This is a genomic window from Methylobacterium isbiliense (genome assembly GCF_022179325.1).
In the GTDB taxonomy this organism is placed as follows: domain Bacteria; phylum Pseudomonadota; class Alphaproteobacteria; order Rhizobiales; family Beijerinckiaceae; genus Methylobacterium; species Methylobacterium isbiliense.
Genome location: NZ_BPQQ01000070.1, coordinates 1 through 26,682, shown reverse-complemented (window position 1 = coordinate 26,682; position 26,682 = coordinate 1). Strand labels below are relative to the sequence as shown.

Genomic DNA, 26,682 nt, shown 5'->3' with positions numbered 1-26,682 from the left:
GGACCATCATCATCAAGTGACATCCACGGCGCCGTGCGTGGCGCCGGCCGGTTCGGTCCTTACAGTTCGGCTTTCAGCTGCATCGCCAGTCCCTGCAGCTCGTCCTGAAGGTCGAACGGAATTCTCACGATCGCCAGCTTCTTGGTGTACGGCAGGGACGTGAAGTCCTCGGTCCGCATGTAGGCGACGACATCGTCGATCAGCCGCGATCGCGCGTCGAACATGATGATGCGGCGAGCCACGTACGGATCGATGTACGAAATGTCGTCCGTCAAGTTGCCAATGACGACATGCTCACCCGACGAGAAGATCGTTACCCTGTAGTTCGCATCCCTCTTGATGGCTTCTTCGAGGAATCTGCGCGTGTCCTGAGTGTAGGTTCTGGCGTGCATGTCGGAAGTCAGCGTGACTTCGATCTTCAGTGCACTTCTCAGTCGCCGTCTCTTGCGATAGGAATTCCAGATCGCGACCGCGACTGCGGACGCGATGGCGACTTCGATCTTGACGATGGCGTCCGCGCTCAGGATCTTCTCGGGGAGACCGAAGAGGAAGCTGGGATCGAGCTGTGCAAGTTGCATGAGATGCCGGAGCTGACCGCAGAGCGCAGCGGCATCCCACCTTAAATTTTACATGACCTTGGGGCAAGTGCGGGACGGGGGCCGGCGGTTTGCTGTGCCGCCGCTCCGGCCCGCCTCAGCCGATCCGCCCGCCCCCCTTGCGGGTGAGCGCCACCACGGCCGGACGCGGCGGGCGGCCTTCCGCGAAGTCGGGCCAGCGGGTCGCGGGCGTCTCGTAGGTCGAGGGCGCGGCGGGGTCGTCCGACTCGCCGGGATGCTGCACGGCGACGAACAGGGTCTCGTCGTCGGGCGTGAAGCAGGGCCCGCACAGCTCGGCCCCCACCGGCACCCGGAAGAAGTGCCGCGAGGTGCCCCGGCGCGGTCCCTCGGTCTCGATCGCCCACAGCCCGTCCGCCCGGCCGGTGGAGCGGCGGGAATTGCCGTCGGTGCTGATCCAGAGCCGGCCGCGGGCATCGACCGCGCAATTGTCCGGCATGCCGAAATAACCGTCCGGCGTGGTCGCGGCCGAGAAGGTGGCGCCGGATTCCGGCAGGCCGCAGCGCACCAGCACCTCCCAGCGGAAGCGGGCCTGCGCGTGGTCGCCGCCCTCGGGGGCGATCTCGATGATGTGCCCGAACAGGTTCCTGGCCCGCGGGTTGGCCGGGTCGGTCTCCTCGGGCTTGCGGCCCGGATTGCCGGTGAGCATGACGTAGACGCGGTTCGTCGCCGGGTTCGCCTCGATGTCCTCCGGGCGGTCCATCCGGGTCGCGCCGACGCGGCGCGCCGCGCGGCGGGTCTCGATCAGCACGTCGGCCTGGCTCGCGAAGCCCGCGGCCGCGTCGAGCCCGCCCTCGCCGTGCACCAGCGGCAGCCAGCACCCGGTGCCGTCCGCGTCGAAGCGGGCGACCGACAGGGTGCCGGTATCGAGCAGGTCGCGGTTGGCGGCCCGGTCCGCCGGATCGACCCGCCCCTCGCTCACGAAGCGGTAGACGTGCTCGAAGCGCTCGTCGTCGCCGAGATAGACCACGTAGCGCCCGTCGCGGTTGACGAGGCCGGCCGCGCCCTCGTGCTTCATCCGCCCGAGCGCCGTGCGCTTCTTCGGCACCGAGAGCGGGTCGTGGGGATCGATCTCCACCACCCAGCCGAAGCGGTTCGGCTCGTGGGGCGTGCGCGCGAGATCGAAGCGGGGATGCTCGCGGCCCCAGCCGTAGAGCGGGGTGCCCATGCCGTAGAGCGCGGCGTTGCGGGCCTCGGCATGGCCCTCGGGCAGCTGGCCGAGGAAGTAGTAGTGGATGTTCTCCTCGCCCGAGAGCCACGTGCCCCACGGGGTGACGCCGCCCGAGCAGTTGTTGATCATGCCGCGCACCTGCCGGCCGCTCGGGTCCTCAGCCGTCTGCAGGCGCGGGTGGCCGGCGGCCGGGCCGGTGAGCGTCATCGGGGTCTCGGCGGTGATGCGCCGCGTGTAGGGCGAGCCGAGGATCGGGCGCCAGCGCCCGCCCTCGCGCACGATCTCGACCACGCTGCCGCCGTGGGCGGCCATCTCCACCGCCACCTGCGCGGGGCTGAGCGCCACCGGCCCGGACCGGCGGTTGATCGCCCCGAGGCCAGGGAACATCAGTTCGACGTTCGTGTATTCGTGGTTCACCACGAGCAGCCCCCGCCCCTCGCCGAGCGGGATGAAGCCCACGAAGTCGTTGTTGTAGCCGAATTGCCGTGCCTGGGCGGCGGCGCTCTGGTTCTGCGGGTCGAAGGGCGGGCTGTCGGGAAACAGCGGGTCGCCCCAGCGCAGCAGGATCTCGGCCGCGTAGCCCTCCGCGACGTGGTGCGTGGCATCGACGCCCGCCGCGAGTTCAGGGAAGTCGAAGGCGCCGGCCGCCGGGGTGTCGGCCTGCGCGGGGGACAGCCCGAGGGCCGAGAGCGCGGCGGCGGCGAGCGGCCCGCGCATCAGGTCGCGGCGGCTCAGGCGCCGGGCGATGATCTCGCCCATGGTCGGGCCGGGTGACGGGTCGGACATGGCGGGCAAGCCCTCGGACGATCGCACGCGGCAGGCCGGGCGGCCCGCCCGCTCGGGCGAGGCCGCGTCACGGGGCGACGCCGCGCCGCCCTGCATAGCCGGCTTTGGTGGCGTCCGCGTGACGGCGCGTCAATGTGCCCGGGCGATGCAGAAATCCACCGCCTGGAGCAGCGCCCGCTTCATCGGCGCGTCGGGAAACAGGGCCAGCGCGTCGCGGGCGATCGCCCCGTAATGGCGGGCGCGCTCGATCGTGTCCTCCAGCGCCCGGTGGCGGCGCATGATGCCGATGGCCGTGTCGAGGTCGCGGGCCTCGTCGATCTCGCCCCGCTCCAGGGTGCGGCGCCAGAACTCCCGCTCCTCGGCGGTGCCGCGGCGGAAGGACAGCACGATCGGCAGGGTGATCTTGCCCTCGCGAAAATCGTCGCCGACGTTCTTGCCGAGGTCGGCGCTGGTGCCGCCGTAATCGAGGGCGTCGTCCACGAGCTGGAAGGCGATGCCGAGGTTCATGCCGTAGCTGCGGCAGGCGGCGGCCTCGGATTTCGGGCGCCCGGCCAGCACCGGCCCGACCTCGCAGGCGGCGGCGAACAGTTCGGCCGTCTTGGCGCGGATCACCGCGAGGTACTCGTCCTCGGTCGTCTCGGTGTTCTTGGCCGCGCCGAGCTGCATCACCTCGCCCTCGGCGATCACGGCGGCGGCCGAGGAGAGGATGTCGAGGGCGCGCAGGGACCCCACCTCGACCATCATCTTGAAGGCTTGGCCGAGCAGGAAGTCGCCGACGAGCACGCTCGCCTGGTTGCCCCACTTGATGCGGGCCGCCACCCGGCCGCGGCGCATGTCGCTCTCGTCCACCACGTCGTCGTGGAGCAGCGTCGCCGTGTGCATGAACTCGACGCTCGCCGCGAGCTTCACGTCGCCGTCCCGGCCGCTCTCCGCGGCGCGGCCGCCCTCCGCCGCGGCGTAGCCGCAGAGCTGCGCGGTGGCGAGGGTCAGGATCGGCCGCAGGCGCTTGCCGCCCGAGGCGATGAGGTGGTTGGCGACCTCCGGGATCATCGCGACCTCGGAGCCGGTGCGCGACAGGATCATCGCGTTCACCCGGTCCATGCCGCCCGCCACCAGCGCGACGAGGTCGTTGAGGCTCGCCTCCGGGTCGGAGGGTTTCTCTTCGAAGGGAAGGACGACGCCCACGCGCGCGCTCTCTCCTGGTTGCCAGCGGCCGCCGGCCACGATCCGGGGCGTGAGGCCCCCTTTGCACGCGTTCCGCTGCCGCGGCAACACGCAAGCTTGCCGCAAGGACGAGAGGTCTCAAGCCGCCCGCAGGCCCGCGAGCAGGAAGGCGGTCATCTGCTCGAGGGTGGGACCGGCCTCGTCGGCGCATTGGGCGATCAGGGCCGGATGGCAGAAGCGCACGATCGCCGCGTGGACGCAGCGCGCGGCCACCATCGGGTCCTCCACGGCGAACTCGCCGGACTGCGCCCCCTCGGCCACGAGGCGGCAGAGCAGGCGGTCGACGCCCTCGATGTGGCGGTGGATCACCTCCCAGCTCTCCGCCATCGCCACCTCCACCATCTCGTGCATGCGGCGGTTGGCGGTGAATTGCTGTTCGCTCATCCGGTGGAGGGCGGCCACGAAGGTGCGCAGGCGCTCGGCCGCCGGCACGTCGGCCTGCGCGACGATCCGCTCCAGCTCCGCCTCGATGTCGCCGAGCAGCCGGTCGGCCACCGCCTCGTTGAGCGCCTTCTTCGAGGGGAAGAACCGGTAGACGTTGCCGGGGCTCATGCGCAGCACCGAGGCGATGTCCGCCACGGTGGTCTTGCGGTAGCCCATGTCGCGAAAAAGGCGCTCCGCGATGGCGAGGATGCGGCAGCGCAGGTCGCTGCCGGCGGAGGCCGTCGTGTCCCGGGTGGGGGTCTGCATCGTCATGGCCAACGAACCATTCGGCAGGGCAACGGCTGGGCGGGTCGATGCGTCGTCATTCGGCTGCGATCGCCAACGGCACCACAGTGTGACGCACCTCCTCAGGTTGTCCACCCTCGTCCAGGCGGCGGCGATACCACCACGCGTAGAGTGCCGGGAAGAAGAACAGGGTCAGGAAGGTCGCGACGAACAGGCCCCCCATGATGGTGATCGCCATCGGCCCCCAGAAGGCCGAGCGGGTGAGCGGGATCATCGCCAGGATCGCGGCGAGCGCGGTGAGCACCACGGGCCGCGCGCGCCGCACGGTGGCCTCCACGATCGCCTCGCCGCGCGCGTGATGGCCGGCGGCGACGTCGGCCTCGATCTGGTCGACGAGGATCACGGCGTTGCGCATGATCATGCCGGCGAGCGCGATCAGGCCGAGCAGCGCCACGAAGCCGAAGGGCATCCCCGCGAGGTTGAGGCCGAGCGAGGCGCCGATCAGCCCGAGCGGGGCGGTCAGGAAGACGAGGATCAGGCGCGAGAAGCTCTGGAGCTGGATCATCAGGAGCGTCAGCATCGCCAGGATCATCACCGGGAAGAGGATGAACAGCGAGGCGTTGGCCTTGGTGGATTCCTCCACCGCGCCGCCGATCTCCAGGCGGTAGCCGGGCGCCAGCCCGTCCCGGATCGGCTTGAGGGTGGGCCAGATCGCCCCCGTCACGTCGGGCGGCTGCACGCCGTCGACCACGTCCGCCCGCACGGTGATGGCCATGTCGCGGTTGCGCCGCCACAGGATCGGCTCCTCGTGCGTGGTGTCGAGGCGCGCCACCTGCGCCACCGGCACCGCCACGCCGCCGCGGGCGAGCACCGTGAGATCCCCGATGCGGCCGAGGTCGAGCCGCTCGCCCGGCACCGCGCGGGCCACGACGCCCACCTGCTCGATCCCGTCGCGCACCGTCGTCACGGTGACGCCCGAGAGCAGCGTCTGGAGCGTCTGCGACACGTCCTGCACGTTGAGCCCGAAGGCCCGCGCCCGCTCCTGGTCGACGACGAGGCGCAGCGACGGCGTCATCTCGTTCCAGTCGAGCTGCGCCTCCACGATCGAGCCGTTGCGCCGCACCGCGTCGCGGACCTGATAGGCGATCTCGCGCACCCGCATCGGGTCGGGGCCGACGACGCGGAACTGCACGGGGAAGCCCACCGGCGGGCCGAAGTTGAACCGGTCGACCCGCACCCGCGCCTGGGACAGCGCGCCCGCGGCCACCGCCTTCTCGATCCGCGCCTTGACCCGCTCGCGCGCGGCGACGCCGCGGGCGACGATCACGATCTCCGCATAGGCCTCGTTCGGCAGTTCCGGGTTGAGGCCGAGCCAGAAGCGGGGGCTCCCCTGCCCGACATAGGCCGTGTAGGTGGCGATGTCGGGATCGTCCCGGCCGAGCAGCGCCTCGGCCTCGCGCACCACCGCCCCCGTCGTGCCGATGGCGCTGCCTTGCGGTAGCCGCAGCTGCAGGAAGAGTTCGGGCCGCTCGGAGAGCGGGAAGAACTGCTGCTGCACGTGGCCGAAGCCCACCACCGCCGCCGCGAAGATGCCCAGGGTGGCCCCGATGGTGGCGAGCCGCCGCCGCGTGCAGGCGCGGATCAGGCGGCGCAGGATCCGGTAGGTGCGGGTGTCGTAGAGCGCGTCCGGATCGGCGTGCGCGCCGTGCCCCTTCGCGTGCCCTCTGGCGAGGTCCTTCGGCAGCAGCAGCACGCCGAGGTACGGGGTGAAGATCACCGCCACGAACCACGAGGCGACGAGCGCGATCGCCACCACCCAGAAGATGCCGCCCGCATACTCGCCCACCGCCGAGTTGGCGAAGCCCACCGGCAGGAAGCCCGCCACCGTCACGAGCGTGCCGGTGAGCATCGGGAAGGCGGTGGAGTCCCAGGCGAAGGCCGCGGCGCGCAGGCGGTCGACGCCCTGCTCCATCTTCACCACCATCATCTCCACGGCGATGATCGCGTCGTCGACGAGGAGCCCGAGCGCGATGATGAGCGCGCCCAGCGTGATGCGGTGGAGGTCGATGCCGAGCGCCTGCATCACCACGAAGGTCAGCGCCAGCACGAGCGGAACCGACAGCGCCACCACGATGCCGGTGCGCCAGCCGAGCGACAGGAAGCTCACCGCGAGCACGATCACCAGCGCTTCGAGGAACGAGCGCTCGAACTCGGACAGGGCCTCCGCCACCACCTTCGGCTGGTCGGCGATCTGCGTCAGGTCGATGCCCTGCGGCACCGCCCCCATGAACTCGCGCGCGGCCGCCCCCACCTCCGCGCCGAAGGCCGTGATGTTGGCGCCCCGCGCCATGACGACGCCGACGCCGAGCGCCGGACGGCCCGTCTGGCGCACGAGGAAGTCCGGCGGGTCGACGAAGCCGCGGGTCACGCGCGCGACGTCCCCGAGCCGGAAGGTGCGCCCGCCCGCCTCCACGGGCGTCTCGGCCACCGCCCGCACGCCGTCGAGGGCGCCGGTGACGCGCAGCGGAATGCGCTGCGCCGCCGTCTCGACGGTGCCGGCCGGCGTCACGGCGTTCTGCCGCGCGAGCGCCTCGAACAGGGTCTGGGGCGTGATGCCGAGCGTCGCCAGCTTGGCGTGGCTGAACTCGACGAAGATGCGCTCGTCCTGCACCCCGTAGAGGTTCACCTTGACGACGCCGTCGGCCTTGAGCAGGCGCTGGCGCAGGCCCTCCGCCACCTTCTTCAGCTGCGCGTAGTCGGCCCCCTCCCCGGTCAGCATGTAGAGGATCGAATCGACGTCCCCGTACTCGTCGTTGACGTTCGGGCCGATCAGACCGGCGGGCAACTCGCCGCGCACGTCGTCGATCTTCTTGCGGATCTGGTAGAACAGGGCCGGCACCTGCCCGGCCGGGGTGTTGTCCCGGAAGGTGACCTGCATCGCCGCGAAGCTCGGCTTGGAGAAGGTGACGACCTTCTCGAAGTAGGGCAGCGTCTGGAGCTTCTTCTCGATGCGGTCGGCGACCTGATCCTGCATCTCGCGGGCGGTGGCGCCCGGCCAGATCGCCGTCACCACCGCGACCTTGATGGTGAAGTTCGGGTCCTCCGCCCGGCCGAGCCGCAGGAACGCCAGGGTGCCGCTCGCGGCCACCGCCAGGATCAGGAACAGCACCACGGCCCGGTGACGGACGGCCCATTCGGAGAGGTTGAGGCGCTTCATCGGACCGTCCTCCCGGCACTCATCAGAACTGGAGTGCGTCGACGACCCGCACGCGCTGGGCGGCGTCGAGCTTCTGCACGCCGAGGCGCACGATGCGCTCGCCCTCTGCGAGGCCGCCGCTCACCAGCGCGTCCTGCGCCTCGTAGGCCGCCACCGTCACGGGTTTGAGCGTCAGGGCGCCCTCCCCGTCCACGGTCCAGACCGAGGCGCCGCCGCCCTGGTTGAACAGGGCCGAGAGCGGCACCCGCACCACCCGTTCGGTCTTCGCGCCGGTCAGCGTCACGGTCGCGGTCATGCCGAGCTGGACCGATGCGTCCGCCTGCGGCAGCGAGAAGCGCGCCAGATAGGTGCGGGTCATGGCGTCGGCCGCGGGCGCGAGTTCGCGCAGGGTGGCGCGGTAGCGCACCCCCGGCTGCGACCACAGCCCGACGCTCGCCTCGCCCTCGCGGGCCTGCGCCACCAGGGATTCGGGGATGGCGATCACCGCCTCCTTCTCGGCGGTGCGCGCGAGCCGGATCGCCGCCTGCCCCGGGGCCACGACCTGGCCGGGCTCGACGAGGGCGGCGGTCACGACGCCGTCGGCATCCGCGGCGAGCACCGCGTACGAGACGGCATTGCGCGCGAGCAGCAGCGCCCGCTCGGCCCGCAGCAGGCGCCCGCGCGCCTCCTCCGCCACGGCCTTCTGGCGATCCACCGTGGAGGCCGCGCTCCAGCCCTGGCCGGCGAGCGTCAGGGTGCGCTTGAGGTCGGCGTCGGCCTGGGCGAGGGAGGCGGTGGCGGCGCTCAGCTCGGCCTCCGCCTGCTCGGTCTGGAGGCGCAGGTCGACCACGTCGAGGGTCGCGAGCGGCTGGCCCGCCGTCACCGCATCGCCCACGTTGACGAGGCGCTTCTCCACCTTGCCCTGGACCCGGAAGCCGAGGTCGCTCTCGATGCGCGGCCGGATGGTTCCGACGAAGCTGCGCGCCGGCACCCGATCCTCGAAGGCGACGCGCTGCACCAGCACGGGCCGGCCCGCCACCTCGCCTGGGCCGGCGGCGGGCTCCTCCTTGCAACCAGCGGCGAGGAGTGACGCTGCGATCACCAGCGTTGCGTTAACCGGGAGTGAGGACTTGCGTGCCATCAGATCGGCTCCGGCCGGATCGAGCGCCGCCGCCGGGGCTGCCCCCGACCGTCGCATCTCCACGATAACCGGAAATTGACGATTGTCAACAATCGTCAATTTCAAGGATTCGACGATGGCCGCGGACTGGCGCGGCGGCCCGCCCCGGGGCATGACGGGGCATGGTCGAGATCCTCCGCACCAACGACATCGTGCTGATCGGCTTCGCGCAGTCTCTCCTCGAGGTGGCTGCGATCCCGGTCCTCGTCGCCGATGCGCATATCAGCGCGCTGGAGGGCATGATCGGCGCCTTCCCGCGCCGCCTCCTGGTGCCCGGCGATCATGCCGCGCAGGCGCGGCGCCTCCTCACGGATGCGGGCTTGGCCCACGAGCTGCGCGATGCCGCCGGCTCCTGAGACGGCACCGTCCCCCGGGACGGCACCGGCCCTTGGGCCGGCACCGGCCCTTGGGCCGGCGCAGGAGTGGCTCGGCGGTCGGCTGCGCCTGCATCACCCGGCCCGCGGGGCGCATCGGGCGGGGACGGACGCGGTCCTGCTCGCGGCGGCGGCGGGGGCGCCGGAGGGCCTCGTCTACGACCTCGGGGCCGGCACCGGGGCGGTGGGGCTCGCGGTGGCGCAGGCCGCCCCGCGGAGCCGGGTCGTCCTCGTGGAGCGCGATCCCGAGGCCGCGGCGCTGGCGCGCGCCAACGCCGCGCTGAACGGGCTCGCCGACCGGACCTGCGTGCTGGAGGCCGACGTCACGGCGCCCGCCGCCCTGCGGCGCGCGCAAGGGCTGCTGCCGGACGGGGCCGATCTCGTGCTCACCAACCCGCCCTTCTTCGAGGGAGCCGGCCACCGCCCCTCGCCGGTGGCCGCGCGGGCGGCCGCCCACGCCCTGCCGGAGGGCGGGCTGGAGGCGTGGCTGCGCACCTGCGCCGACCTCCTGCGCCCGCGGGGCCGGCTGGTCCTGATCCACCGGGCGGATGCCCTGCCGGCCTGCCTCGCGGCCGTGCGCGGCCGCTTCGGCGGGCTCGCGGTGCGGCCCGTCCACGCCCGGGCGGAGGCGCCGGCGATCCGGGTGCTGATCGAGGGCGTGCGCGGCAGCCGCGCGGCCTTCGCCTTGCGCCCGGCCCTGGTGCTGCACGGTCCGGACGGGCGCTTCACGCCTCAGGCCGAGGCGCTGCATCGCGGCGCGACGGGGCTGTGACGCGAAACGGGCGCCCCGAGGGCGCCCGCAGCGAGCCGGATCCGGCCGGTCAGAAGCCGATGTAGAACCGCGGCCGGTAGTACGGGCGGCGGTAGTACGGGCGGTAGTAGTAGCGGCGGTAGGGGCGGTAGCCGTAGTAGCGCCGGTAAGGCCGGTAGCCGTAAGAGCGATAGGGCCGGTAGTAGCGGCGGCGGTAGTAGTACTGAGCCTGCTCCGCGATGAGCTCGCGCACGATGTCGCCGGCCGCCGTCGCGCCCGCGGTCGGCAGCGCCGCCGCCTCGCTGCGCGTGACGCCGAGGCCGAGCCCGGCGACGAACACTGTCAGGACCACCGTAACCCAACGAAGGACACGCATCCACGCTCTCCCTTCCGTCGCTCCGGGGCACGCTGTCCGGCATGCCGCGGGACCAGAGACCAAGACCTGAGCGCCCGCTTGAGGCACCCGCGAGACGGCCGCCCCGGACCGTCCGAGACCGCAACAGCCAAAACTAGGTTCGGCCGGATCCGGTTCAATCGATGCGACTGAGAAAGTCCCGGAAAACTCTGCGGAAGAGAACGTAGACTCGCGCCCGCCGGGCCCCGGCTTGCCGCCGGCCGCGGCGGCGGCTACGTCCCGGCCGTTCACGGGAGATCCCCATCCGCATGCCGCTCGCGTTCCGGACCGCCTCGCGTGCCCTCTGGCGCAGCCTCCTGCCCGAGCGGTACCGCCGCACGCACCCGGTGGTGCCCGTCGTGCGCCTCAGCGGCCCGATCGGGGCGGTCTCGCCCCTGCGCCAGGGCCTGTCGCTCGGGGCCTGCGCGCCCGCGCTGGAGCGCGCCTTCACGATGAAGGAGATCGCCGCGGTGGCGCTGGTGATCAACTCGCCGGGCGGCTCGGCGGCGCAGTCGCACCTGATCCACCGTCGCATTCGTGCGCTCGCGGCCGAGGCCAAGGTGCCGGTGATCGCCTTCGTGGAGGACGTGGCGGCGTCCGGCGGCTACATGATCGCCTGTGCGGCCGACGAGATCGTGGCCGACCCCTCCTCCCTGGTGGGCTCGATCGGGGTCGTCTCGGCCGGGTTCGGCTTCCAGGGGCTGCTCGAGCGCCTGGGCGTCGAGCGGCGCGTCTACACGACCGGCCCGGCCAAGGCGATGCTCGATCCCTTCCGTCCCGAGAATCCGGCCGACATCGCCCGGCTGAAGGACATCCAGAGCGACATCCAGGCGCTGTTCACCGAGCTCGTGCGCAGCCGCCGGCCGCGCCTGTCGGGGGACCCGGACGACCTGTTCTCCGGGGCGGTGTGGAGCGGGCGCCAGGGCCTCGCGCTCGGCCTCGTCGACGCGCTCGGGGACGTGCGCGGCACGCTGCGGGCGCGCTTCGGCGACACGGTGAAGATCCAGCTCGTCGAGCAGGTCCGCGGCGGGCTGCTCGCCCGGCTGCTGCGCCGCAAGGAGCCCGGCATCGAGGCGCTGGCGGCGCTGGAGGGCGCGGTCGCCCTCTTGGAGGAGCGGGCGGCCTGGGCGCGCTTCGGGCTTTGAGTCTCGCCTTCGGGAGGGCGGCACCGGGGCTCCACCGCGCGGGCCTGCCGGTCAGAGGCGGACGAGCTGGAGCGTCGCGGCGAGGCTCGCGAACTCTGCCGGACGCTCGACGCCCGCCTTCGCCAGGATCCGGCGCATGTGGGTCTTGACCGTGTTGATGCTGATCCCGAGCGAGCCGGCGATGGCCGCGTAGGAGCGCCCCTGCGCGAGTTCCGCCGCGACCCGGGCCTCCGCGGGCGTGAGGTCGTAGAGGCGCATCATCGTCCGGGGGTCGGCGGGCGGGGGCGGACCGGCGCTCACGAACACCGCCGCGGCGGCGCAGCGCAGGCCCTCGTCATCCAGGATCCCGGCCATGCGCCCGCGCAGCGGCGCGACCAGCGCGAAGGCCGTGCGGGCGCCGCCGGGATCGGTCAGCCGCACCGCGCCGCCCGCGCGGCCCTCCGCCACCGCGCGCAGCCGGGCGTGCAGCGCCGCCGCGTCCCCCGGCACGAGGGCGGTGAGGGTGCCGTCCTTGAGCAGGATCGGCCCGCCCGCCGCGTGGAGCGCGCGGGCGGCCTCGTTGGCGAACAGCACCGCACCGGTGCGGTCGAGCACCACGACCCCCATGGCGAGGCAGTCCAGCACCGCGAACTGCGCCCCGGCCAGCGCCTCGTGCGCCTCGACGCGCAGCTGCAGCTGCATCGCGCGCTTGAGATGCGGCACGATCCACCCCAGCACCGCGCGGTCGCGCTCCGCGAACGGCCCCTGCCCGGGGGTGCGCAGGATGTTGAAGGCGCTCTGGAAATGACCGGACCGGGTGACCGGCACCATCGCGTTCCGGATCAGGCCCTGCGGGCGCAGGATGTCGTGCCGGAATTCGGTGCCGACGAGGTCCGCCTCCGGCAGGATCTCGTCCGAGAACACGATGCTGCCCGCCGGCTTGTGCATCATCACCCGCGACCAGACGTTCTGGATGTGGCGCTGCTCGTGCACGCGATGGCTCTCGGGATCGAGCCGTGCGTCATAGGTGAAGTGCACGCGTTTGCGGGCGATCGAGAGGCCGAACAGCACGCCGCCCTCGCTGCCCAGCAAGTCGGCGATCGCCGCGATCACCCGGGGCCACAGCGCCGCCTCCGTGGCGGCGTCGTAGATCAGGTCGATCAGGGTGTCCGGAACCGGCTGCGGCACCGCGCTCCCCTCCCCGCCGCTCAGCCGGACGCCCGCGGCGCGGCGGCGCATCGGCGGCGGTGCAGCGTCAGCAGCACCACGGCGACACAGAAGGCCGTGTTGAGGGCGAAGATGGCGCTCATGGCCGCGTCGCCGAGCACCAGCAGCGCGTAGAACACCGTCGAGGCGTTCGAGACCGTGAACAGCACCCAGGTGGCGCAGGAGATCCCGGCCGCGCCGCTGCGGTCCTGCACCAGCGTCAGGATCTGCGGCAGATAGGCGAAGATCCGCGCGCCGTTGCACAGGGTGAACAAGGTCAGGGCGATATCGGCGGGCGTTGCGAAGGGCATGCCTGACTCCCGTGCCGGTTCTCGTGCAGGAAGACGTGCGTGACGGGTCCGGATCGATGACGAACTCTCGGCTCGTCTGTGGAGGAACGGACGGAATGACCGTCTACATCGGATGCTGGACTGCGACGTCATCCGAACGCATGAGGCGTCTGCACGCAATGCGTGCATCGGCGCGGCAGGCCCTGCGGTTGACTGGCGCGGGGGCCCGCGTAAACGGGCCGGGCTTCCCCACGAGACCCGCCATGTCCGTCCCCAGCATGTCCGTCCCCAGCATGTCCGCCCCCAGCCTGACCGCCGCCGACGACGCCCTGCGGCCGACGCGCTCCTTCCAGGGGCTGATCCTGACGCTGCAGCGGTTCTGGGCGGCCCAGGGCTGCGTGATCCTGCAGCCCTACGACATGGAGGTCGGCGCCGGCACCTTCCATCCCGCCACCACGCTGCGGGCGCTCGGGCCGAAGCCGTGGAAGGCCGCCTACGTGCAGCCCTCGCGCCGGCCCAAGGACGGGCGCTACGGCGAGAACCCGAACCGGCTCCAGCACTACTACCAGTTCCAGGTCATCCTGAAGCCGAACCCGCCGAACCTGCAGGAGCTCTACCTCGCCTCGCTCGCCGCGATCGGCGTCGACCTCGCGCTCCACGACATCCGCTTCGTCGAGGACGACTGGGAGAGCCCGACGCTGGGTGCCTGGGGCCTGGGCTGGGAGTGCTGGTGCGACGGCATGGAGGTGAGCCAGTTCACCTATTTCCAGCAGGTCGCGGGCTTCGAATGCGCCCCGGTCGCGGGCGAGCTGACCTACGGGCTGGAGCGCCTCGCCATGTACGTGCAGGGCGTCGAGAACGTCTACGATCTGAACTTCAACGGCCGCGAGGGCGACGAGAAGGTCACCTACGGCGACGTCTTCCTGCAGGCCGAGCAGGAGTATTCCCGCCACAACTTCGAGGCGGCCGACACCGAGATGCTGTTCCGCCACTTCCGCGACGCGGAGGCCGCCTGCCGCCGCTACCTGGAGGCGGGCGAGGCCGGCGCCGGCGCGCGCCACCGCATGGTGCAGCCGGCCTACGACCAGTGCATCAAGGCGAGCCACGTCTTCAACCTGCTCGACGCGCGCGGGGTGATCTCGGTGACCGAGCGCCAGAGCTACATCCTGCGGGTGCGCGACCTCGCCAAGGCCTGCGGCGCGGCGTGGCTGCGCACGGAGGCCGGCGGGGCCTGAGCCTCGACTCGCGTCGGGCGCGACCTTAGCCTGGTGCGGCCCGCGCGGCAGACGCGGGGACCAGGAGGGATGCCATGAGATCCGCCATTCCGCTCGCCGCCGCTGCGGCGGGCCTTTTCGCCCTGGCCGGTGCGGCGGGCGCCCAGCCGGCGCCGACCGAGATCCCGGTCTCGCGCTGGGGCGCGGAGGACGAGATCGGCGCCGCCAACCACCTCTCGCCCGCCAAGGTGCTGGAGGCGATGCGGCTCGTCACCACCGGCAAGACCTACGCGCTCGGCATCCCGGTCGACCGCGGGACCCCCGCCTTCCCGCCGCGCAGCATCGCCGTGACCGTGATGGCGCCCAACCAGCCCGAGGGCGTCACCTTCGGGTCGAACAAGATGAGCTACCTCGACGACATGGTGACGGGCTGGCTCGGGGTCGGCACCCAGATCGACGGGCTCGCGCATCTCGGCACGGATTCGACCTTCTACAACCGCAACCGGATGAAGGACATCTTCGACACCACCGGCGTGAAGAAGCTCGGGGTACACAAGATCCCGCCGATCGTCACGCGCGGCGTCCTCCTCGACGTGGCCAAGGCCAAGGGCAAGGAGCGGCTCGTCGAGGGCGACCTCGTCACCGTCGACGACATCAAGGCCGCCGAGACAGCCGCGGGCGTGAGCCCGGGCAAGGGCGACGTGGTGGTGCTGCACACCGGCTGGCTCTCGATGCTGGGCGAGGACGCCAAGCGCTTCGGGGCCGGCGAGCCCGGCATCGACGCCGAGGGCGCACGCTATCTCGCCTCCAAGGAGGTGGTCGCGGTCGGGGCCGACACCTGGGGCATCGAGGCGGTGCCGTTCCGCGGCGACCGGGTCTGGGAGGGCCACCAGATCCTGCTCGCCCATAACGGCATCTACATCCTGGAGACCCTCGACACCCGGGGGCTGATCCGCGACGGGGTGAGGGAGTTCCTGTTCGTGCTCGGCGCGCCCCGCTACACCGGGTCGATCCAGGCGATCGTCAACCCGGTGGCGATCCGGTAGCGGCGGGCTTCGGGCCGGTAGCGCTCGGCGCCCGCGGGCGCTACACCCGCGCCTCGCCGAACCGCACACGGGTCCTCCGGCCGGAGGACCCTCAAGGCCGCCCGATGCCCGATCTCCTGCTCGAACTCTTCTCCGAGGAAATCCCCGCGCGCATGCAGCGCCGGGCCGCGGAGGACCTGCGCAAGCTCGTGACCGACGCCCTGGTGGAGCGCGGCTTCCTGTACGAAGGCGCCAAGGCCTTCTCGACCCCGCGCCGCCTCGCGCTCCACGTCGCGGGCCTGCCGCCGCGGGGCAAGGACGTGCGCGAGGAGCGCAAGGGCCCGCGCGTCGGCGCGCCGGACGCCGCCGTGCAGGGCTTCCTCAAGAGCGCGGGGCTCGCGAGCCTCGACGCGGCGAGGATCGTCTCCGACCCGAAGAAGGGCGAGTTCTACGTCGCGGTGATCGAGCGGCCGGGCCGCGACACCCTCGACGTGCTGGCCGAGATCCTGCCCGCGATCATCCGCGGCTTCCCCTGGCCGAAATCGATGCGCTGGGGCTCCGCCTCGGCGGAGCCGGGCTCCCTGCGCTGGGTGCGCCCGCTCCACGCCATCGTGGCGAGCTTCGGCCCGGAGACCGAGACGCCCGAGCGGGTGCCCTTCGCGGTGGACGGCATCGCGGCCGGATTCACCACCTACGGCCACCGCTTCCTCAGCCCCGGCCCGATCGAGGTGCGCCGCTTTGCCGACTACCTGCCGGCCCTGGAGCGCGCGGGTGTCGTGCTCGACCCGGACCGGCGCCGCGACATCATCCTGCACGACGCGCGCGACCTCGCCTTCGCGCGCGGCCTCGACCTCGTGGAGGACGAGGGGTTGCTGGAGGAGGTGGCGGGCCTCGTCGAATGGCCCGTGACCCTGCTGGGCTCCTTCGACGAGAGCTTCCTTGCCATCCCGCCCGAGGTGATCCGCGCGACCATCCGGGCGAACCAGAAGTGCTTCGTGCTGCGCGCGCCCGCCGCGGACGGTACCGAGCGGCTCGCCAACGCCTTCATCCTGGTCTCGAACCTCGTCGCCTCGGACGGCGGCGCGGCGATCGTGGCGGGCAACGAGCGGGTGGTCCGCGCCCGGCTCTCGGACGCCAAGTTCTTCTGGGAGACGGACCGGAAGGTGAAGCTGGAGGAGCGGCTGCCGAAGCTCGACAGCATCGTCTTCCACGAGAGGCTCGGCACGCAGGGTGAGCGCGTCGCGCGCCTCGCCGCGCTGGCGCGGGACCTCGCGCCGATCGTCGGCGCCGACCCGGATCTGGCCGCGCGCGCCGCGCGCCTCGCCAAGGCCGACCTCGTCACCGAGATGGTGGGCGAGTTCCCCGAGCTGCAGGGCCTGATGGGCCGCTACTACGCCGCGCTCCAGGGCGAGCCGGCGGAGGTCGCCGCGGCGATCGAGGAGCATTACAAGCCGCTCGGCCCGGGCGACCGGGTGCCGACCGCGCCGGTCTCGGTGGCGGTGGCGCTCGCCGACAAGCTCGACACGCTGGTGGGGTTCTGGTCGATCGACGAGACGCCCACGGGGAGCAAGGATCCGTACGCGCTGCGGCGGGCGGCGCTCGGGGTGATCCGGCTCGTCCTGTCGAGCGAGGCGCGCCTGCCCCTGCTCGGGCCGGTCGGGCGGGCCGCGGCCGGCCACGGCGTCGGGGCCGATGCCTTCGCGCCCGACCTCCTCGCCTTCTTCGCCGACCGCCTGAAGGTCTACCTGCGCGACCAGGGCGCCCGCCACGACCTGATCGACGCGGTCTTCGCCCTGCCCGGCCAGGACGACCTGCTGATGGTGGTGCGCCGGGTCGAGGCGCTCGGGCGCTTCCTCGACACCGAGGACGGACGGAACCTGCTCGCGGGCTACCGGCGCGCGGCCAACATCCTGCGCATCGAGGAGAAGAAGGACGGGCGCGCCCACGACGCCGCCCCCGACCCCGCCCTGTTCGCGCTGCCCGAGGAGACGGCGCTGGCGCGCGCCCTCGATGCGGCGGCGGCCGAGGCCGCCCGCGCCGTCGCGGCGGAGGATTTCGAGGGGGCGATGCGGGCGCTGGCATCCCTGCGCGCGCCGGTGGACGCCTTCTTCGACACGGTCACGGTCAACGCCGAGGAGCCGGCCCTGCGCGCCAACCGCCTCGCCCTCCTCAACGCCCTGCGCAGCGCCACCCGGACGGTGGCCGACTTCTCGCGCATCGAGGGCTGAGCGGGATGGCACGATGCGAGTCCGCGTGTTCGCCGCCGGACCGGTGGCCGCGTCGAGCGGTGTCCCGATCACCGGCAGCGCTACCGCGGCCTGCAGCGCGAAGGCGGTGCCGGCGGGCGGCCCGGCTGATCTGGCCGCGGCGCGGACCGAGATCGGCATCGTGGTGAAGAAGCCCGAGAACCAGCCGCAGCCCGCGTACCGACCGGCGCTGGTCACCGTGAGGTCGTGCTGCCATTAGCGCCGGCCCGCAGGGCAACGGCGCCAGGGGCCAGAGCAGCACCGGCACGCAGGGCGGGTCGCTCCGGTTGTGGAACGGCGGCGGCACGCCAGGGTCTGCCCGTGCGGTGATGAGGTCGCGCCCGATCGGGCGGCCCGTGATCCAGCGGCCGCCGCGCGGCCCGGTTCAGGCCGCGCTCGGCAGCCGCATCTCGGCCGGCCGGCCGGCGGGCAAGGTCTCGTGCCCCGAGGTCTCATGCCCCCAGGCCAGAAACAGGTAGAAGCCGTTCCAGCGCGACGATTGCCGCGCGGCATCCGCCAGGAAGCCCTTCGGCATGCCGGCCTCGCTCAGGACATCGACGAAGCGCCACGCGGGCATCCGGACGAACGACGGGACCGGCGCGCATACCTGCACTGCACAATAAAGATCTTCTTTATGTGCATTGCGGAATAGATTGTACGGGACTGATACTTGTGACACGTCCCCCTCCCGCCCCCCGTTCTTGACCGCTTCGTACTTTGGTCGAATGGGCGATGTCAAGAAATTCTGGGGCGGATCTTGGCCACTGCTTCGGAATCGCGCGCCGGGAGGCGGGCGGGGCGCATCGGAGGAGGCGCGCGCGCGATTCGGAGTGACGCGAGTCCGGCGCGGGGCCGTGGCCCGCCCCGGCACGGGAGGCGGGCCGCCCCGGTCTCGGCGGCTCTCAGCGCCGCGGCACCGTGAGCTCGACCACCCGCGCCGCACCCGCGCGGTAGCTGACGGGCCGGATCCCTTCGGCCGGCCGGGCCGTGTCGCTGCGCCTGCCGGAGCCGGCGGGGTCCCTGCCGATTCGCCGGGCCGGCGGCGCGGCCCGCTCGGACTCCACGCCGTGGATGACGTAGACCACCGGGTCGGCCCGCGGCGGGGCCGGGATGCCGGCAACCGTCGGGATGCCGTAGGTGCCGTAGCCCCAGGCCGCCGGAACCAGCTCCTCCGGGCTCGGCAGGGTCAGGAAGGGCTCGACGGGCGCTGCGGCCGCGGGTGCGCCCGCGACCACGCCGGCATAGCCGAGCGGCAGGCCGTAGCCGTAGCCGTAGCCGGAGTGCCGGCGGAAGCCGGCGCGGTGGCCGGGATGGTGCGGGCCGCGGGGATAGCCGGCGACGGCCCCCCGGGCGGGCGCGGGCCTGAAGCCCCCATGCGGGGCCCCCGCCTGCGGGGCGCCGACCGGTCCGGCGGCGGCCGGGACGGTGCACAGGGCCAGGGCGCCGAGCCCGAGGCCGATCAGGTCGCGACGCATGGGTCTCTTTCGCCTCCGGACGGGATCCTGAGCATCATTCGCCGACGGGGTCGCCGATTCGGCGACGACGCAGCGGACGCACGATTCTCGGCGGAGCTGCGCCAAGCAGAGCCGCCGAGCGTCGAACGCCCACGGTTCATCCTCGTTCCCGGCCGGATCGGGCGCCAGCCGGGGCAGACTGCGCAGGCGCGGCCCCGCGCGCAGGCGCGGCCCCGCGCCCTGGCGCGGCCCTACGGAAGTCTCACGACCTAAGTCGGACGACGAATTGAGAATTGGGTCTCGCCCGGGCGTGGATTAACCGTTGGGCTGCGCTCGTGTCGGGAGACGCCGCGGCGGCCGGAGAACCGGCCCCGACCCCTCCCGCACGGCGGCGATCGTGCGGCGGCCTGCGGGCGGCCGCCCGGTCCGGCGAGGCGGAACGGCGCCCAGCGGACCGCGAGAAGGCCCGCACAACGGAGGAACGCCATCATGGCATCAGGAACCGCAGTCGGCCGGGCGATGGAAGCGCCGCGCCCGATGACCGGGGAGGAGAAGCGGGTGATTCTCGCCTCCTCGCTCGGCACCGTCTTCGAGTGGTACGACTTCTACCTCTACGGCTCGCTCGCGGTGATCATCGGGGCGCAGTTCTTCTCCGCCTTCGATCCGGCGACCCGCAACGTCTTCGCGCTCCTCGCCTTCGCGGCGGGCTTCCTGGTGCGCCCGTTCGGCGCGCTGGTGTTCGGCCGCATCGGCGACCTCGTCGGGCGCAAGTACACCTTCCTGATCACCATCCTGATCATGGGCCTGTCGACCTTCTGCGTCGGCCTGCTGCCCTCCTACGACCAGATCGGCTGGATCGCCCCGGTCATCCTGATCGTGCTGCGCATGGCGCAGGGCCTCGCGCTCGGCGGCGAGTACGGCGGCGCCGCGGTCTACGTGGCCGAGCACGCGCCGGTCGGGCGCCGCGGCTTCTACACCAGTTGGATCCAGACCACCGCCACGGTGGGCCTGCTGCTCTCGCTGGTCGTGATCCTGTCCCTGCGCCTGTGGATGGGCGAGGCCGGTTTCCAGCGCGGCGAGGGCTACCCGATCGCGGGCTGGCGCATTCCCTTCCTGATCTCGGTCGTGCTGCTCGGCATCTCGGTCTGGATCCGGCTGCAGATGAATGAGAGCCCCGCCTTCAAGAAGATGAAGGAGGAAGGCACGCAGTCGAAGGCGCCGCTGTCCGAGGCATTCGGCCAGTGGAAGAACGCCAAGATGGTCATCATCGCCCTGCTCGGCCTCGTGGCGGGCCAGGCGGTGGTCTGGTACACGGGACAGTTCTACGCGCTGTTCTTCATCCAGAACATCCTCAAGGTGGATCTCTTCACCGCGAACGTGCTGATCGCCTGGTCGCTGATCCTGGGCACCGGCGGGTTCATCTTCTTCGGCTCGCTCTCCGACCGGATCGGCCGCAAGCCGGTGATCCTGGCGGGCTGCCTCGTCGCGGCGATCACCTACTTCCCGCTCTTCCAGGCCCTGACCAGCATCGGCAACCCGAAGCTCGCCTCGGCCCTGGAGAACGCCAAGGTGCAGGTCGTCGCCGACCCGGCCACCTGCGGCTCGGTGTTCGACCCCGTCGGCATCCGCACCTTCACGGCGCCCTGCGACGTCGCCCGCGTGGCGCTCGCCCGCTCGGCCATCAAGTACGAGCTGGTGCCGGCCCCGGCGGGCACCCCCGCCAAGGTCACGTTCAACGGCACCGAGGCGCCGATCGACGCGGCGGTGGCCAAGAGCATGACCACCTTCGCCACCGCGGCCACCGCGGTCGGCTACGCCCCGGCGGGCGACCCCAGCATCGTCAAGGTGAACGGCTTCTTCTCGGCGCTCGGCAACGTGGCGGCGCTCAAGATGATCGGCATCCTGACGATCCTCGTCCTCTACGTGACGGCGGTCTACGGCCCGATCGCGGCGGCGCTGGTCGAATTCTTCCCGACCCGCATCCGCTACACCGCGATGTCCCTGCCCTACCACATCGGCAACGGCTGGTTCGGCGGCTTCCTGCCCCCGACCGCCTTCGCGATGGTGGCCTCCACGGGCGACATCTACTTCGGCCTCTGGTACCCGATCGTGATCGCGCTCATGACCTTCGCGCTCGGCCTCCTGCTGGTGCCGGAGACCAAGGACCGCGACATCACCACCTTCGAGGGACCGGCCCGCTGAGGGCCGGACCACCCTGACGGCCCGACCACAAACGAGCGCCCCGCCTGGACCCAGGCGGGGCGCTCTCGCATTCGGGGTTTGCCAGGACCGCCGAACCGGGCGGCCGGGGCGGTCAGCGGCAGGTGGTGACGCGGCGCACGATCCAGCCCTCGCCGTCGACGAAGAGGCGCTTGCGGGCGGTGGTGCAGTTGGCGTCCTCGGCCGGGTCCTCCGGGACGGTCGCGGTCGCCGTCACGTCGCGCACCGCCGTGCCGCGGCTCGCCGCCTTGGCGGGCGTCTTGTCGACGGCCGGGGCCGCCTCCGCCGCGAGGCCGCCCGAGAGCGCCAGCAGGAGAGCGAGCAGGGACAGGCGGGCGCCGGATCGCGCGCACATGGAGGACATCCTGGTCGTTGGGGGTGAGGGGCGTTCGGCCGTGGAGGTTCGGCTCGCCGTCTTGCCAGAGATAAGTCGCGAAGCGAAGAACGGTTGCGCCGAAACCCGTTGAGCGGTTCGAAAATCGGTAAACACCAGCGCGAGCCGCGGCGCTGTGAGGTTTCGCACGCGCCGGCTGCCCGGCCTTCCATTCGGCATGACCTGCGCGGACAGTTCACCGGCCGGCAGAGATGCTCACCGAACGGGCCGCCCGACCCGCGGTTCCCGTTGTTCCGGCGGATCTGCGGGAGCGTCCCTCTGCGGGGCGCGGCCGAGGAGGCGGCGCGTCACACCAGCCGCAGGCCCTGGCGGGCGATCCGGTCCGGCACCCCGCGGCGCACCAGCCGCTGCCGGCGCTCCTGCTGGGTGTGCCACTCCCGATAGCTGTCCTGAGCCCGCAGGATCGGCCGGATCCAGGCGTCGAGCCATGCGAGGTGAATCGCGAGACCCAGGAGCAGCGATTGCTCCGCGAGCGCCAGGGAGGCGGCCAGCACGCGCTGCACCTGCTGGTCCACCTGCAACGCCGTCACCTCGTCCTGCATCGTCCAACCTCCGCACCGGTTCGGGCCGCTGGTTCAGACCCGGCCCGGGCCCCGCCACACCCGCGATCGACCTCACTTGAGGGTACGTCCCGTCGGGACGGTGTCAGCGGCCGCGCCGCAGGAACATGCGGGCGCGTGCCGAGATTATGTCCCCGGAGCACTCGGTTTGGTCGAGTTCTTCACACTATACACTTCATGCGTTTATCCGGAGTCCGCCCATGCAGCGCCGTGAGTTTCTCCTCGGGATGATGTCCGCGACCGCGGCCCTCGCCGTGACCCGCACCGCCGTCGCGCAGCCGACGCCGGCCGGCGCGATCCCGACCCCGGTCTACCTCGACATGGCCACCCGCGGCGGCGTGTTCCTGGAGAACACGGCCCGCGACGCGTTCAACAAGACCGACAACCCGCGCGTGAAGCGGTTCGCGCGCGCCGAGGTGGTCGAACAGGTCGACCTCGCCAACCGGATCGACGCGGCGACGGGTGGGGCGCCGATGATGGCCGGGCGCCCGCCGGGGCCGGGCGGCGTGGTCGGCGGGCTGGTGGCCGCGCCCTTCGCGGTGGCGGGTGCGGCCGCCGGGGCGGCGGCCGGCGTGGTCGGCGGCGTGCTCGGCGCGCCGGGCGCGATGACGAGCGACGAGCAGAAGGCGGCGATCCTCTCGCAGCTCTCCGGACTCCAGCCCGGTCCGCAATACGACGCCACCTTCGTCAACGCGTCCCTCCAGGGTCACCGCGAGGCCCTCGCGATCCACGGCACCTATGCGGAGAGCGGCGAGGATCCGGCCCTGCGCCGGATCGCCCGCGGCGCCCTGCCGCTGATCCGGCTGCACATCTCGCAGCTCACGCAGATGCAGCGGATGATGGGCGGCCCGCAGGGCTGACCGCATCCGGGCGGCGGCGCCGGTTTCGGCTCCGCCGCCCGGACGGCTCTTTGCGAGCCGCGCCGGCCCGTCCGGATCAGCCCTTCAGGTCGTCCTCGATGTCGGCCAGGAGCACCAGGTGTTCCTTGATCTGGCCGCGCGCGAGCTTGGCGACGGCCAGGGTCTCGCGGTCCTTGCCCGAGGAGAGATACGCTTCCTGGATCTGCAGCAGGGCGCGATGTCCCTCGATCTGGCCGCGGATGTACTCGCGGTCGAACGCGCTGCCGGCCTTGGCGCTCTCGAGCGCCTCGATCATCGCCTTGCCCTTGGCGTCGAGCTGCCCCGTCACCTCCGCCTCGGAGGGAGGCTTGACCTGTCCGCTCGGCGCGACGGTCTGGTCGCGCATCGCCTTGAGGATGTCGGCGATGGTCTCCTGCTCGGCGACCTCGAAGCCGGCGAATTCCTTGACGTCGTCGTCCTTGCCCTTCTTGAGCGCGAGCCGGCTCGCCGCGAGGGCGAGCGCGCCCGCGGCCAGGGTGTCGGCGGCGTAGCGGGCCTCCGCTTCGCCCATGCGGGCGCCGGTGTTGCCGGTCCTGTCGGCGGTGGGGCTCGGCGTGTTCTGCGCGACGGCGGGGCCGAGGAGGGCGGGAACGGCCAGGGCCGAGACCAGGCCCAGAAACGCGTGGCGACGATGCATGGGAGGCTCCACGGAAGGGTGCTCCACGTCGGGATGGTGGAACGGACCCCACCAACGTGCCCTCGCGCGCGCGGTTTCAGCGTCGCCTTATACTGCAGTCGAGTATTGGAGCATGGTCCGACGACGTGGATGCCGGTTCGTCGCAGACGATGCGGCAAAACCCAAAACCGAGAGCAGGCTTGACGGTTCGATCCGATCGAAGCCTGCTCCAAGCAGGGGATCTCAGCGATCGATGCCGGTCCAGGGTGGTCCCTCCTCGGCGCAGCCGGCGCGGCAGCGCATCTGGTCCACCCGGATCCCGTAGGGCTGGCTGCCGACGGTCTCCACCTCGATCTGCGTCGCGTTCTTCTTCCAGAGGAACAGGCAGCGCGACGGCGTCGTGCGCTGGCAGGTGACGGCCTCCGCGAAGGTCTCGCAGATCCGGGTCCGGCCGCTCGTGCAGGTGGGCCCCGTCCTGGCGTCGCGACCGGGCTTCCAGCCCTGAAGGGCGAGGCTGATCCGGAACTCGGAATAGGCCGCGCGCGCATCGGGCGCGGGCAGCGCCTCCGTCGCCCGGGCGCTGGCGGCGCAGAGCCCGACCGCCAGCAGCATCGCGATGCGCATCGCCGCCTCTCCCCAAGCGCAGCCATTCGCTTATCGGGACGCCCTGCGGCACGGTCAAGCCCGGCCTTGCGCGCGGTCCGGGCGCCGGCCCGCGAACGGGCCGGCCCGGCGGCCCCGCCGGGGCTACTCCGCGGCGGCCTTCTCGGCGGCGGCCTTCTCGGCGGCCTTGGCGCCGCGCCCCCGCCGCGCCGGCTTCTCGGAGGCACTCGCCTTCTCGGCCGGGGCTTCGACGGGCGGCGCCTCCGCGGCGGGCGCCTGCGAGGCGGTCTGCGCCTTGGCGGCGCGGTCGCGCCGGATCTGGCCGAGGCCGAGGCTCTTGGCGAGTTCCGAGCGCTGCTTGGCGTAGCTCTCGGCCACCATCGGGTAATCCCGCGGCAGCCCGAACTTGGTCCGGTATTCGTCCGGCGTCAGGCCGTGCTTGGTGAGGTGGCGCTTCAGGGACTTGTAGGGCTTGCCGTCCACGAAACTGATGAGGTGGTCGGGCGTGACCGACTTGCGGACCTGCGCGGGTGTCAGCCTGGGCGCTTCCTCAGCGGTGGGGGCGGCCGGCTTGCCGATGTTGCTGAGAACCTCGTAGACGCTGCGGATGAGCGCGGGCAGCTCCCCGGACGGCACGTTGTTCTTCGAGACGTAGGCAGACACGATATCGCTGGTGAGGCCGCTGAGGTCGGCGGAGGATGCTTCAGTTTCGCTCATTTATGTGTCCCTGTGCTTCAGATGGCACAGGAGTGTAATGTCCGGCGCGACGCGTCAATGAAAATCGTCGTATGTGCACAGCAAAACCGGCGGGATGATGGGCTCTGGGCCGGGCCAGCGGCGTGAACGGCAGGTCTCGCGCCAGTCGAGGCGTGCGGGGTGGCGCCTCAAACAAGACCCGGGCCGCGCTTCGGGGGCGGCCGAGACAGCGAGAACGGGGGCGGCAGCCCGGCCGAATCCTCTCTGGACCCGCCGCGGAGCGTGTTCGTCCCTGCGTCCGTCCCGGATGTCGGGCCGCCGGGACCGGGTCAGCAGCTCCGGTTGAGCTTGTAGCCGTGCGGGCCGGTGGTGCCGAAGTAGCGGCAGCCGCCGAACGTGCCCCGGAAGCCGTAGGCGTCCCGGCCGGTCTTCCAGGTCGCGCCCTGACCGCCCGCGTAGCGCGCCGCGCGATAGCGGTCGGGCCGCGCGGCACGGCGCGGCTGCGCCCAGACCGGGGCCGCGGGTGCCGCGACGGTCTCGGCGGCCGGCGCCGCGGCGGGTTCCGGCGGCGCGGCCTCGGCCGCGGGCGCCGGTGCGGCGGGCTCGCCGCCGGCCACGGCCAGGGCAGCCTGGGCGCTGGTGGCGGCGGTGAGCGCGAGGGCGGCGGCGAGGCTGACGAGACGCGTCTTCATGATCATCCCCCTGGGAGGGTGCGGCCGGCGCGGAGCGTGCCGCTTCGGGTCGCGGGCATCCTCGCCGCGTCCGCGCCCGGCCGCGGTGCCGCCCGGCACATCGGGGATCGTCCGGTGCCGTCGCGCGCCGTGCCGCTCCGGCGCGGGTGCAGCGGTCGCGGCCGTCGTGGAGCCGGACCGCGATCGGCGGTCGCGGAGGATCTCGGGCCGGCCGGGTCCGTTTCCGATTGATCAACCCCGCGCGATCGATCCTGCTTGCCAATTCGGCCCGGCACTCTGTAATGGTATCGACCCCCGCCCGTCGCCGCCGGATTCCGTCGCGGCCCGCGGGCCTGCCCGATCCCGTCGAGGGGGCCGGGCGCTCAAGGCCCGTCGCCGGCTCACCGCCAGACGGTCGGCTTCTCCGAGCCGGGCAGGTGTCGTTTTAGCCAGCGGCGGCGCTTCTCAAGCGCGTCGTCGCCCCGTTCTATCGCCGGCCGGCGACACCCTGCCGGCCCGTCGTTTCGAGAGGTCGGTGGGAGAATGCGCGGACGCACAGCTTCGGTCTCCGTCGCTGCCGGTCCCAGCGCACGCATCCGGCGTCGCGCCTGTCCGCGCCCCCTGCCCCCGGCCGTGGTCAACCCCTCGCGCGCACGCTCGCGCGCAGCGGCGATTGACGGCAAACCCAGCGCGATATCAACCGCCGCGGCCCCCCGGCTTCGGCACCTGAGAGCCTCCCGGAGGCCGGCGTCACCGCCCGGCCGGCTCGGTCGAGCTTTGCTGCCGTCACTCGCCATGCCGAAAGTTCGTCATGGCCAACAAGATGCTCATCGATGCCGCCCACCCGGAAGAGACCCGGGTGGTGACGGTCAAGGGGTCGAAGGTCGAGGAGTTCGATTTCGAATCCGCTAGCCGCCGCCAGCTGCGCGGCAACATCTACCTCGCCAAGGTCACGCGGGTCGAACCGTCGCTGCAGGCCGCCTTCGTCGAGTACGGGGGCAACCGGCACGGCTTCCTCGCCTTCAGCGAGATCCACCCCGACTACTACCAGATCCCGATCGCCGACCGGCTCGCCCTCCTGGAGGAGGATGCCCGGGCCGAGCGC

26 protein-coding genes and 1 pseudogene are annotated in these 26,682 nt (G+C 72.3%); 10 read left to right on the top strand and 17 right to left on the bottom strand.

Annotated features, from left to right (window positions below; translation table 11 throughout):
- Nucleotides 1–59: 59 nt before the first annotated feature.
- From MFF61_RS26015 to MFF61_RS25990, 6 genes are all read right to left on the bottom strand, one after another.
- The gene (locus MFF61_RS26015; RefSeq protein WP_238240600.1) at nt 60–578 is read right to left on the bottom strand and encodes a hypothetical protein; all 519 of its coding nucleotides are present in this window, start codon (nt 576–578) and stop codon (nt 60–62) included.
- Between the two features lie 115 nt (nt 579–693).
- Complete coding sequence (locus tag MFF61_RS26010) at nt 694–2,571, bottom strand: PhoX family protein (RefSeq protein WP_238240599.1); 1,878 nt, start codon at nt 2,569–2,571, stop codon at nt 694–696.
- A gap of 129 nt (nt 2,572–2,700) precedes the next feature.
- Nucleotides 2,701–3,756, bottom strand: coding sequence for a polyprenyl synthetase family protein (locus MFF61_RS26005; protein WP_238240598.1), 1,056 nt, complete (start codon nt 3,754–3,756; stop codon nt 2,701–2,703).
- A gap of 117 nt (nt 3,757–3,873) precedes the next feature.
- The gene (locus tag MFF61_RS26000) at nt 3,874–4,491 is read right to left on the bottom strand and encodes a TetR/AcrR family transcriptional regulator (RefSeq protein WP_238240597.1); all 618 of its coding nucleotides are present in this window, start codon (nt 4,489–4,491) and stop codon (nt 3,874–3,876) included.
- A 49-nt stretch (nt 4,492–4,540) separates the two neighbouring features.
- Nucleotides 4,541–7,681 carry an efflux RND transporter permease subunit gene (locus MFF61_RS25995; protein WP_238240596.1) on the bottom strand — a complete coding sequence of 1,047 codons (3,141 nt, stop codon included), beginning with the start codon at nt 7,679–7,681 and terminating at the stop codon, nt 4,541–4,543.
- Nucleotides 7,682–7,703: 22 nt separating this feature from the next.
- A complete protein-coding gene (locus MFF61_RS25990) occupies nt 7,704–8,801 on the bottom strand; it encodes an efflux RND transporter periplasmic adaptor subunit (protein ID WP_238240595.1) in 1,098 nt (365 codons plus the stop codon).
- A 161-nt stretch (nt 8,802–8,962) separates the two neighbouring features.
- On the opposite strand from MFF61_RS25990, the gene MFF61_RS25985 reads away from it, so the two are divergent.
- On the top strand, nt 8,963–9,196 hold the full coding sequence (locus MFF61_RS25985; RefSeq protein ID WP_238240594.1) for a putative signal transducing protein: 234 nt from the start codon (nt 8,963–8,965) through the stop codon (nt 9,194–9,196).
- Entirely contained in the window at nt 9,180–9,986 is an 807-nt protein-coding gene (locus tag MFF61_RS25980; RefSeq protein WP_238240593.1) for a tRNA1(Val) (adenine(37)-N6)-methyltransferase, read from the top strand. Before MFF61_RS25985 ends, MFF61_RS25980 begins: the two co-directional genes overlap by 17 nt.
- Before the next feature lie 49 nt (nt 9,987–10,035).
- On the opposite strand, the gene MFF61_RS25975 is transcribed toward MFF61_RS25980, so the two are convergent.
- Complete coding sequence (locus MFF61_RS25975) at nt 10,036–10,341, bottom strand: hypothetical protein (protein WP_238240592.1); 306 nt, start codon at nt 10,339–10,341, stop codon at nt 10,036–10,038.
- A 287-nt stretch (nt 10,342–10,628) separates the two neighbouring features.
- On the opposite strand from MFF61_RS25975, the gene MFF61_RS25970 reads away from it, so the two are divergent.
- Nucleotides 10,629–11,504: a S49 family peptidase gene (locus MFF61_RS25970; protein WP_238240591.1), complete on the top strand. Its 876-nt coding sequence runs from the start codon at nt 10,629–10,631 to the stop codon at nt 11,502–11,504.
- 51 nt (nt 11,505–11,555) lie between these two features.
- On the opposite strand, the gene MFF61_RS25965 is transcribed toward MFF61_RS25970, so the two are convergent.
- Together MFF61_RS25965 and MFF61_RS25960 are read right to left on the bottom strand one after the other, a co-directional pair.
- Nucleotides 11,556–12,671: a helix-turn-helix transcriptional regulator gene (locus tag MFF61_RS25965; protein WP_238240590.1), complete on the bottom strand. Its 1,116-nt coding sequence runs from the start codon at nt 12,669–12,671 to the stop codon at nt 11,556–11,558.
- A gap of 20 nt (nt 12,672–12,691) precedes the next feature.
- Nucleotides 12,692–13,000 (bottom strand): hypothetical protein, encoded by a 309-nt coding sequence (locus MFF61_RS25960; protein ID WP_238240589.1) that lies wholly within the window; start codon nt 12,998–13,000, stop codon nt 12,692–12,694.
- Nucleotides 13,001–13,272: 272 nt separating this feature from the next.
- On the opposite strand from MFF61_RS25960, the gene MFF61_RS25955 reads away from it, so the two are divergent.
- The 4 genes from MFF61_RS25955 (at nt 13,273) to MFF61_RS25940 (ending at nt 17,684) form a co-directional block, all read left to right on the top strand.
- A complete protein-coding gene (locus MFF61_RS25955) occupies nt 13,273–14,214 on the top strand; it encodes a glycine--tRNA ligase subunit alpha (RefSeq protein WP_373324801.1) in 942 nt (313 codons plus the stop codon).
- 74 nt (nt 14,215–14,288) lie between these two features.
- The gene (locus tag MFF61_RS25950; protein WP_238240588.1) at nt 14,289–15,239 is read left to right on the top strand and encodes a cyclase family protein; all 951 of its coding nucleotides are present in this window, start codon (nt 14,289–14,291) and stop codon (nt 15,237–15,239) included.
- 104 nt (nt 15,240–15,343) lie between these two features.
- Nucleotides 15,344–17,446, top strand: a complete 2,103-nt coding sequence (glyS, locus tag MFF61_RS25945; protein WP_238240587.1) for a glycine--tRNA ligase subunit beta — start codon at nt 15,344–15,346, stop codon at nt 17,444–17,446.
- Nucleotides 17,447–17,459: 13 nt separating this feature from the next.
- Nucleotides 17,460–17,684 carry a hypothetical protein gene (locus MFF61_RS25940; protein ID WP_238240586.1) on the top strand — a complete coding sequence of 75 codons (225 nt, stop codon included), beginning with the start codon at nt 17,460–17,462 and terminating at the stop codon, nt 17,682–17,684.
- A 165-nt stretch (nt 17,685–17,849) separates the two neighbouring features.
- Here the strand turns inward: MFF61_RS25940 and MFF61_RS25935 are convergent, their stop codons facing one another.
- On the bottom strand, nt 17,850–17,999 hold the full coding sequence (locus MFF61_RS25935) for a hypothetical protein (protein WP_238240585.1): 150 nt from the start codon (nt 17,997–17,999) through the stop codon (nt 17,850–17,852).
- A 367-nt stretch (nt 18,000–18,366) separates the two neighbouring features.
- Nucleotides 18,367–18,939 carry a hypothetical protein gene (locus tag MFF61_RS25930; protein WP_238240584.1) on the bottom strand — a complete coding sequence of 191 codons (573 nt, stop codon included), beginning with the start codon at nt 18,937–18,939 and terminating at the stop codon, nt 18,367–18,369.
- A 468-nt stretch (nt 18,940–19,407) separates the two neighbouring features.
- Here MFF61_RS25930 and MFF61_RS25925 point away from each other — a divergent pair, with 468 nt between their 5' ends.
- Entirely contained in the window at nt 19,408–21,120 is a 1,713-nt protein-coding gene (locus tag MFF61_RS25925) for an MFS transporter (protein WP_238240583.1), read from the top strand.
- Nucleotides 21,121–21,232: 112 nt separating this feature from the next.
- On the opposite strand, the gene MFF61_RS25920 is transcribed toward MFF61_RS25925, so the two are convergent.
- Both MFF61_RS25920 and MFF61_RS25915 read right to left on the bottom strand, forming a co-directional pair.
- Nucleotides 21,233–21,493 (bottom strand): hypothetical protein, encoded by a 261-nt coding sequence (locus MFF61_RS25920; RefSeq protein WP_238240582.1) that lies wholly within the window; start codon nt 21,491–21,493, stop codon nt 21,233–21,235.
- A gap of 326 nt (nt 21,494–21,819) precedes the next feature.
- Complete coding sequence (locus MFF61_RS25915) at nt 21,820–22,074, bottom strand: hypothetical protein (RefSeq protein ID WP_238240581.1); 255 nt, start codon at nt 22,072–22,074, stop codon at nt 21,820–21,822.
- A 218-nt stretch (nt 22,075–22,292) separates the two neighbouring features.
- Here MFF61_RS25915 and MFF61_RS25910 point away from each other — a divergent pair, with 218 nt between their 5' ends.
- Entirely contained in the window at nt 22,293–22,952 is a 660-nt protein-coding gene (locus MFF61_RS25910; RefSeq protein ID WP_238240580.1) for a DUF4142 domain-containing protein, read from the top strand.
- 76 nt (nt 22,953–23,028) lie between these two features.
- Here the strand turns inward: MFF61_RS25910 and MFF61_RS25905 are convergent, their stop codons facing one another.
- The 4 genes from MFF61_RS25905 to MFF61_RS25890 form a co-directional block, all read right to left on the bottom strand.
- Nucleotides 23,029–23,628: a DUF4142 domain-containing protein gene (locus MFF61_RS25905; RefSeq protein ID WP_238240579.1), complete on the bottom strand. Its 600-nt coding sequence runs from the start codon at nt 23,626–23,628 to the stop codon at nt 23,029–23,031.
- A gap of 222 nt (nt 23,629–23,850) precedes the next feature.
- Entirely contained in the window at nt 23,851–24,231 is a 381-nt protein-coding gene (locus MFF61_RS25900; protein ID WP_238240578.1) for a hypothetical protein, read from the bottom strand.
- 123 nt (nt 24,232–24,354) lie between these two features.
- Nucleotides 24,355–24,927: a Ros/MucR family transcriptional regulator gene (locus tag MFF61_RS25895; RefSeq protein ID WP_238240577.1), complete on the bottom strand. Its 573-nt coding sequence runs from the start codon at nt 24,925–24,927 to the stop codon at nt 24,355–24,357.
- A gap of 308 nt (nt 24,928–25,235) precedes the next feature.
- Nucleotides 25,236–25,598 carry a translation initiation factor IF-2 gene (locus tag MFF61_RS25890; protein ID WP_238240576.1) on the bottom strand — a complete coding sequence of 121 codons (363 nt, stop codon included), beginning with the start codon at nt 25,596–25,598 and terminating at the stop codon, nt 25,236–25,238.
- Between the two features lie 790 nt (nt 25,599–26,388).
- Here MFF61_RS25890 and MFF61_RS25885 point away from each other — a divergent pair.
- Nucleotides 26,389–26,682, top strand: a pseudogene (locus MFF61_RS25885) (S1 RNA-binding domain-containing protein); the annotation flags it as partial.

Excerpts from the sequence above, each read along its gene's own strand:
- MFF61_RS25950 (WP_238240588.1), top strand. The coding sequence starts at position 14,289 with ATGAGATCCGCCATTCCGCTCGCCGCCGCTGCGGCGGGCCTTTTCGCC.
- MFF61_RS25970 (WP_238240591.1), top strand. The coding sequence starts at position 10,629 with ATGCCGCTCGCGTTCCGGACCGCCTCGCGTGCCCTCTGGCGCAGCCTC.
- MFF61_RS26000 (WP_238240597.1), bottom strand. The coding sequence starts at position 4,491 with ATGACGATGCAGACCCCCACCCGGGACACGACGGCCTCCGCCGGCAGC.
- MFF61_RS25975 (WP_238240592.1), bottom strand. The coding sequence starts at position 10,341 with ATGCGTGTCCTTCGTTGGGTTACGGTGGTCCTGACAGTGTTCGTCGCC.
- MFF61_RS25920 (WP_238240582.1), bottom strand. The coding sequence starts at position 21,493 with ATGTGCGCGCGATCCGGCGCCCGCCTGTCCCTGCTCGCTCTCCTGCTG.
- MFF61_RS26010 (WP_238240599.1), bottom strand. The coding sequence starts at position 2,571 with ATGTCCGACCCGTCACCCGGCCCGACCATGGGCGAGATCATCGCCCGG.
- MFF61_RS25910 (WP_238240580.1), top strand. The coding sequence starts at position 22,293 with ATGCAGCGCCGTGAGTTTCTCCTCGGGATGATGTCCGCGACCGCGGCC.
- glyS (WP_238240587.1), top strand. The coding sequence starts at position 15,344 with ATGCCCGATCTCCTGCTCGAACTCTTCTCCGAGGAAATCCCCGCGCGC.
- MFF61_RS25995 (WP_238240596.1), bottom strand. The coding sequence starts at position 7,681 with ATGAAGCGCCTCAACCTCTCCGAATGGGCCGTCCGTCACCGGGCCGTG.
- MFF61_RS25930 (WP_238240584.1), bottom strand. The coding sequence starts at position 18,939 with ATGCGTCGCGACCTGATCGGCCTCGGGCTCGGCGCCCTGGCCCTGTGC.
- MFF61_RS25960 (WP_238240589.1), bottom strand. The coding sequence starts at position 13,000 with ATGCCCTTCGCAACGCCCGCCGATATCGCCCTGACCTTGTTCACCCTG.
- MFF61_RS25935 (WP_238240585.1), bottom strand. The coding sequence starts at position 17,999 with ATGCCGAAGGGCTTCCTGGCGGATGCCGCGCGGCAATCGTCGCGCTGG.
- MFF61_RS25980 (WP_238240593.1), top strand. The coding sequence starts at position 9,180 with ATGCCGCCGGCTCCTGAGACGGCACCGTCCCCCGGGACGGCACCGGCC.
- MFF61_RS25905 (WP_238240579.1), bottom strand. The coding sequence starts at position 23,628 with ATGCATCGTCGCCACGCGTTTCTGGGCCTGGTCTCGGCCCTGGCCGTT.
- MFF61_RS26015 (WP_238240600.1), bottom strand. The coding sequence starts at position 578 with ATGCAACTTGCACAGCTCGATCCCAGCTTCCTCTTCGGTCTCCCCGAG.
- MFF61_RS25900 (WP_238240578.1), bottom strand. The coding sequence starts at position 24,231 with ATGCGCATCGCGATGCTGCTGGCGGTCGGGCTCTGCGCCGCCAGCGCC.
- MFF61_RS25915 (WP_238240581.1), bottom strand. The coding sequence starts at position 22,074 with ATGCAGGACGAGGTGACGGCGTTGCAGGTGGACCAGCAGGTGCAGCGC.
- MFF61_RS25925 (WP_238240583.1), top strand. The coding sequence starts at position 19,408 with ATGGCATCAGGAACCGCAGTCGGCCGGGCGATGGAAGCGCCGCGCCCG.
- MFF61_RS25955 (WP_373324801.1), top strand. The coding sequence starts at position 13,273 with ATGTCCGCCCCCAGCCTGACCGCCGCCGACGACGCCCTGCGGCCGACG.
- MFF61_RS25940 (WP_238240586.1), top strand. The coding sequence starts at position 17,460 with ATGCGAGTCCGCGTGTTCGCCGCCGGACCGGTGGCCGCGTCGAGCGGT.
- MFF61_RS25890 (WP_238240576.1), bottom strand. The coding sequence starts at position 25,598 with ATGAAGACGCGTCTCGTCAGCCTCGCCGCCGCCCTCGCGCTCACCGCC.
- MFF61_RS25985 (WP_238240594.1), top strand. The coding sequence starts at position 8,963 with ATGGTCGAGATCCTCCGCACCAACGACATCGTGCTGATCGGCTTCGCG.
- MFF61_RS25895 (WP_238240577.1), bottom strand. The coding sequence starts at position 24,927 with ATGAGCGAAACTGAAGCATCCTCCGCCGACCTCAGCGGCCTCACCAGC.
- MFF61_RS25990 (WP_238240595.1), bottom strand. The coding sequence starts at position 8,801 with ATGGCACGCAAGTCCTCACTCCCGGTTAACGCAACGCTGGTGATCGCA.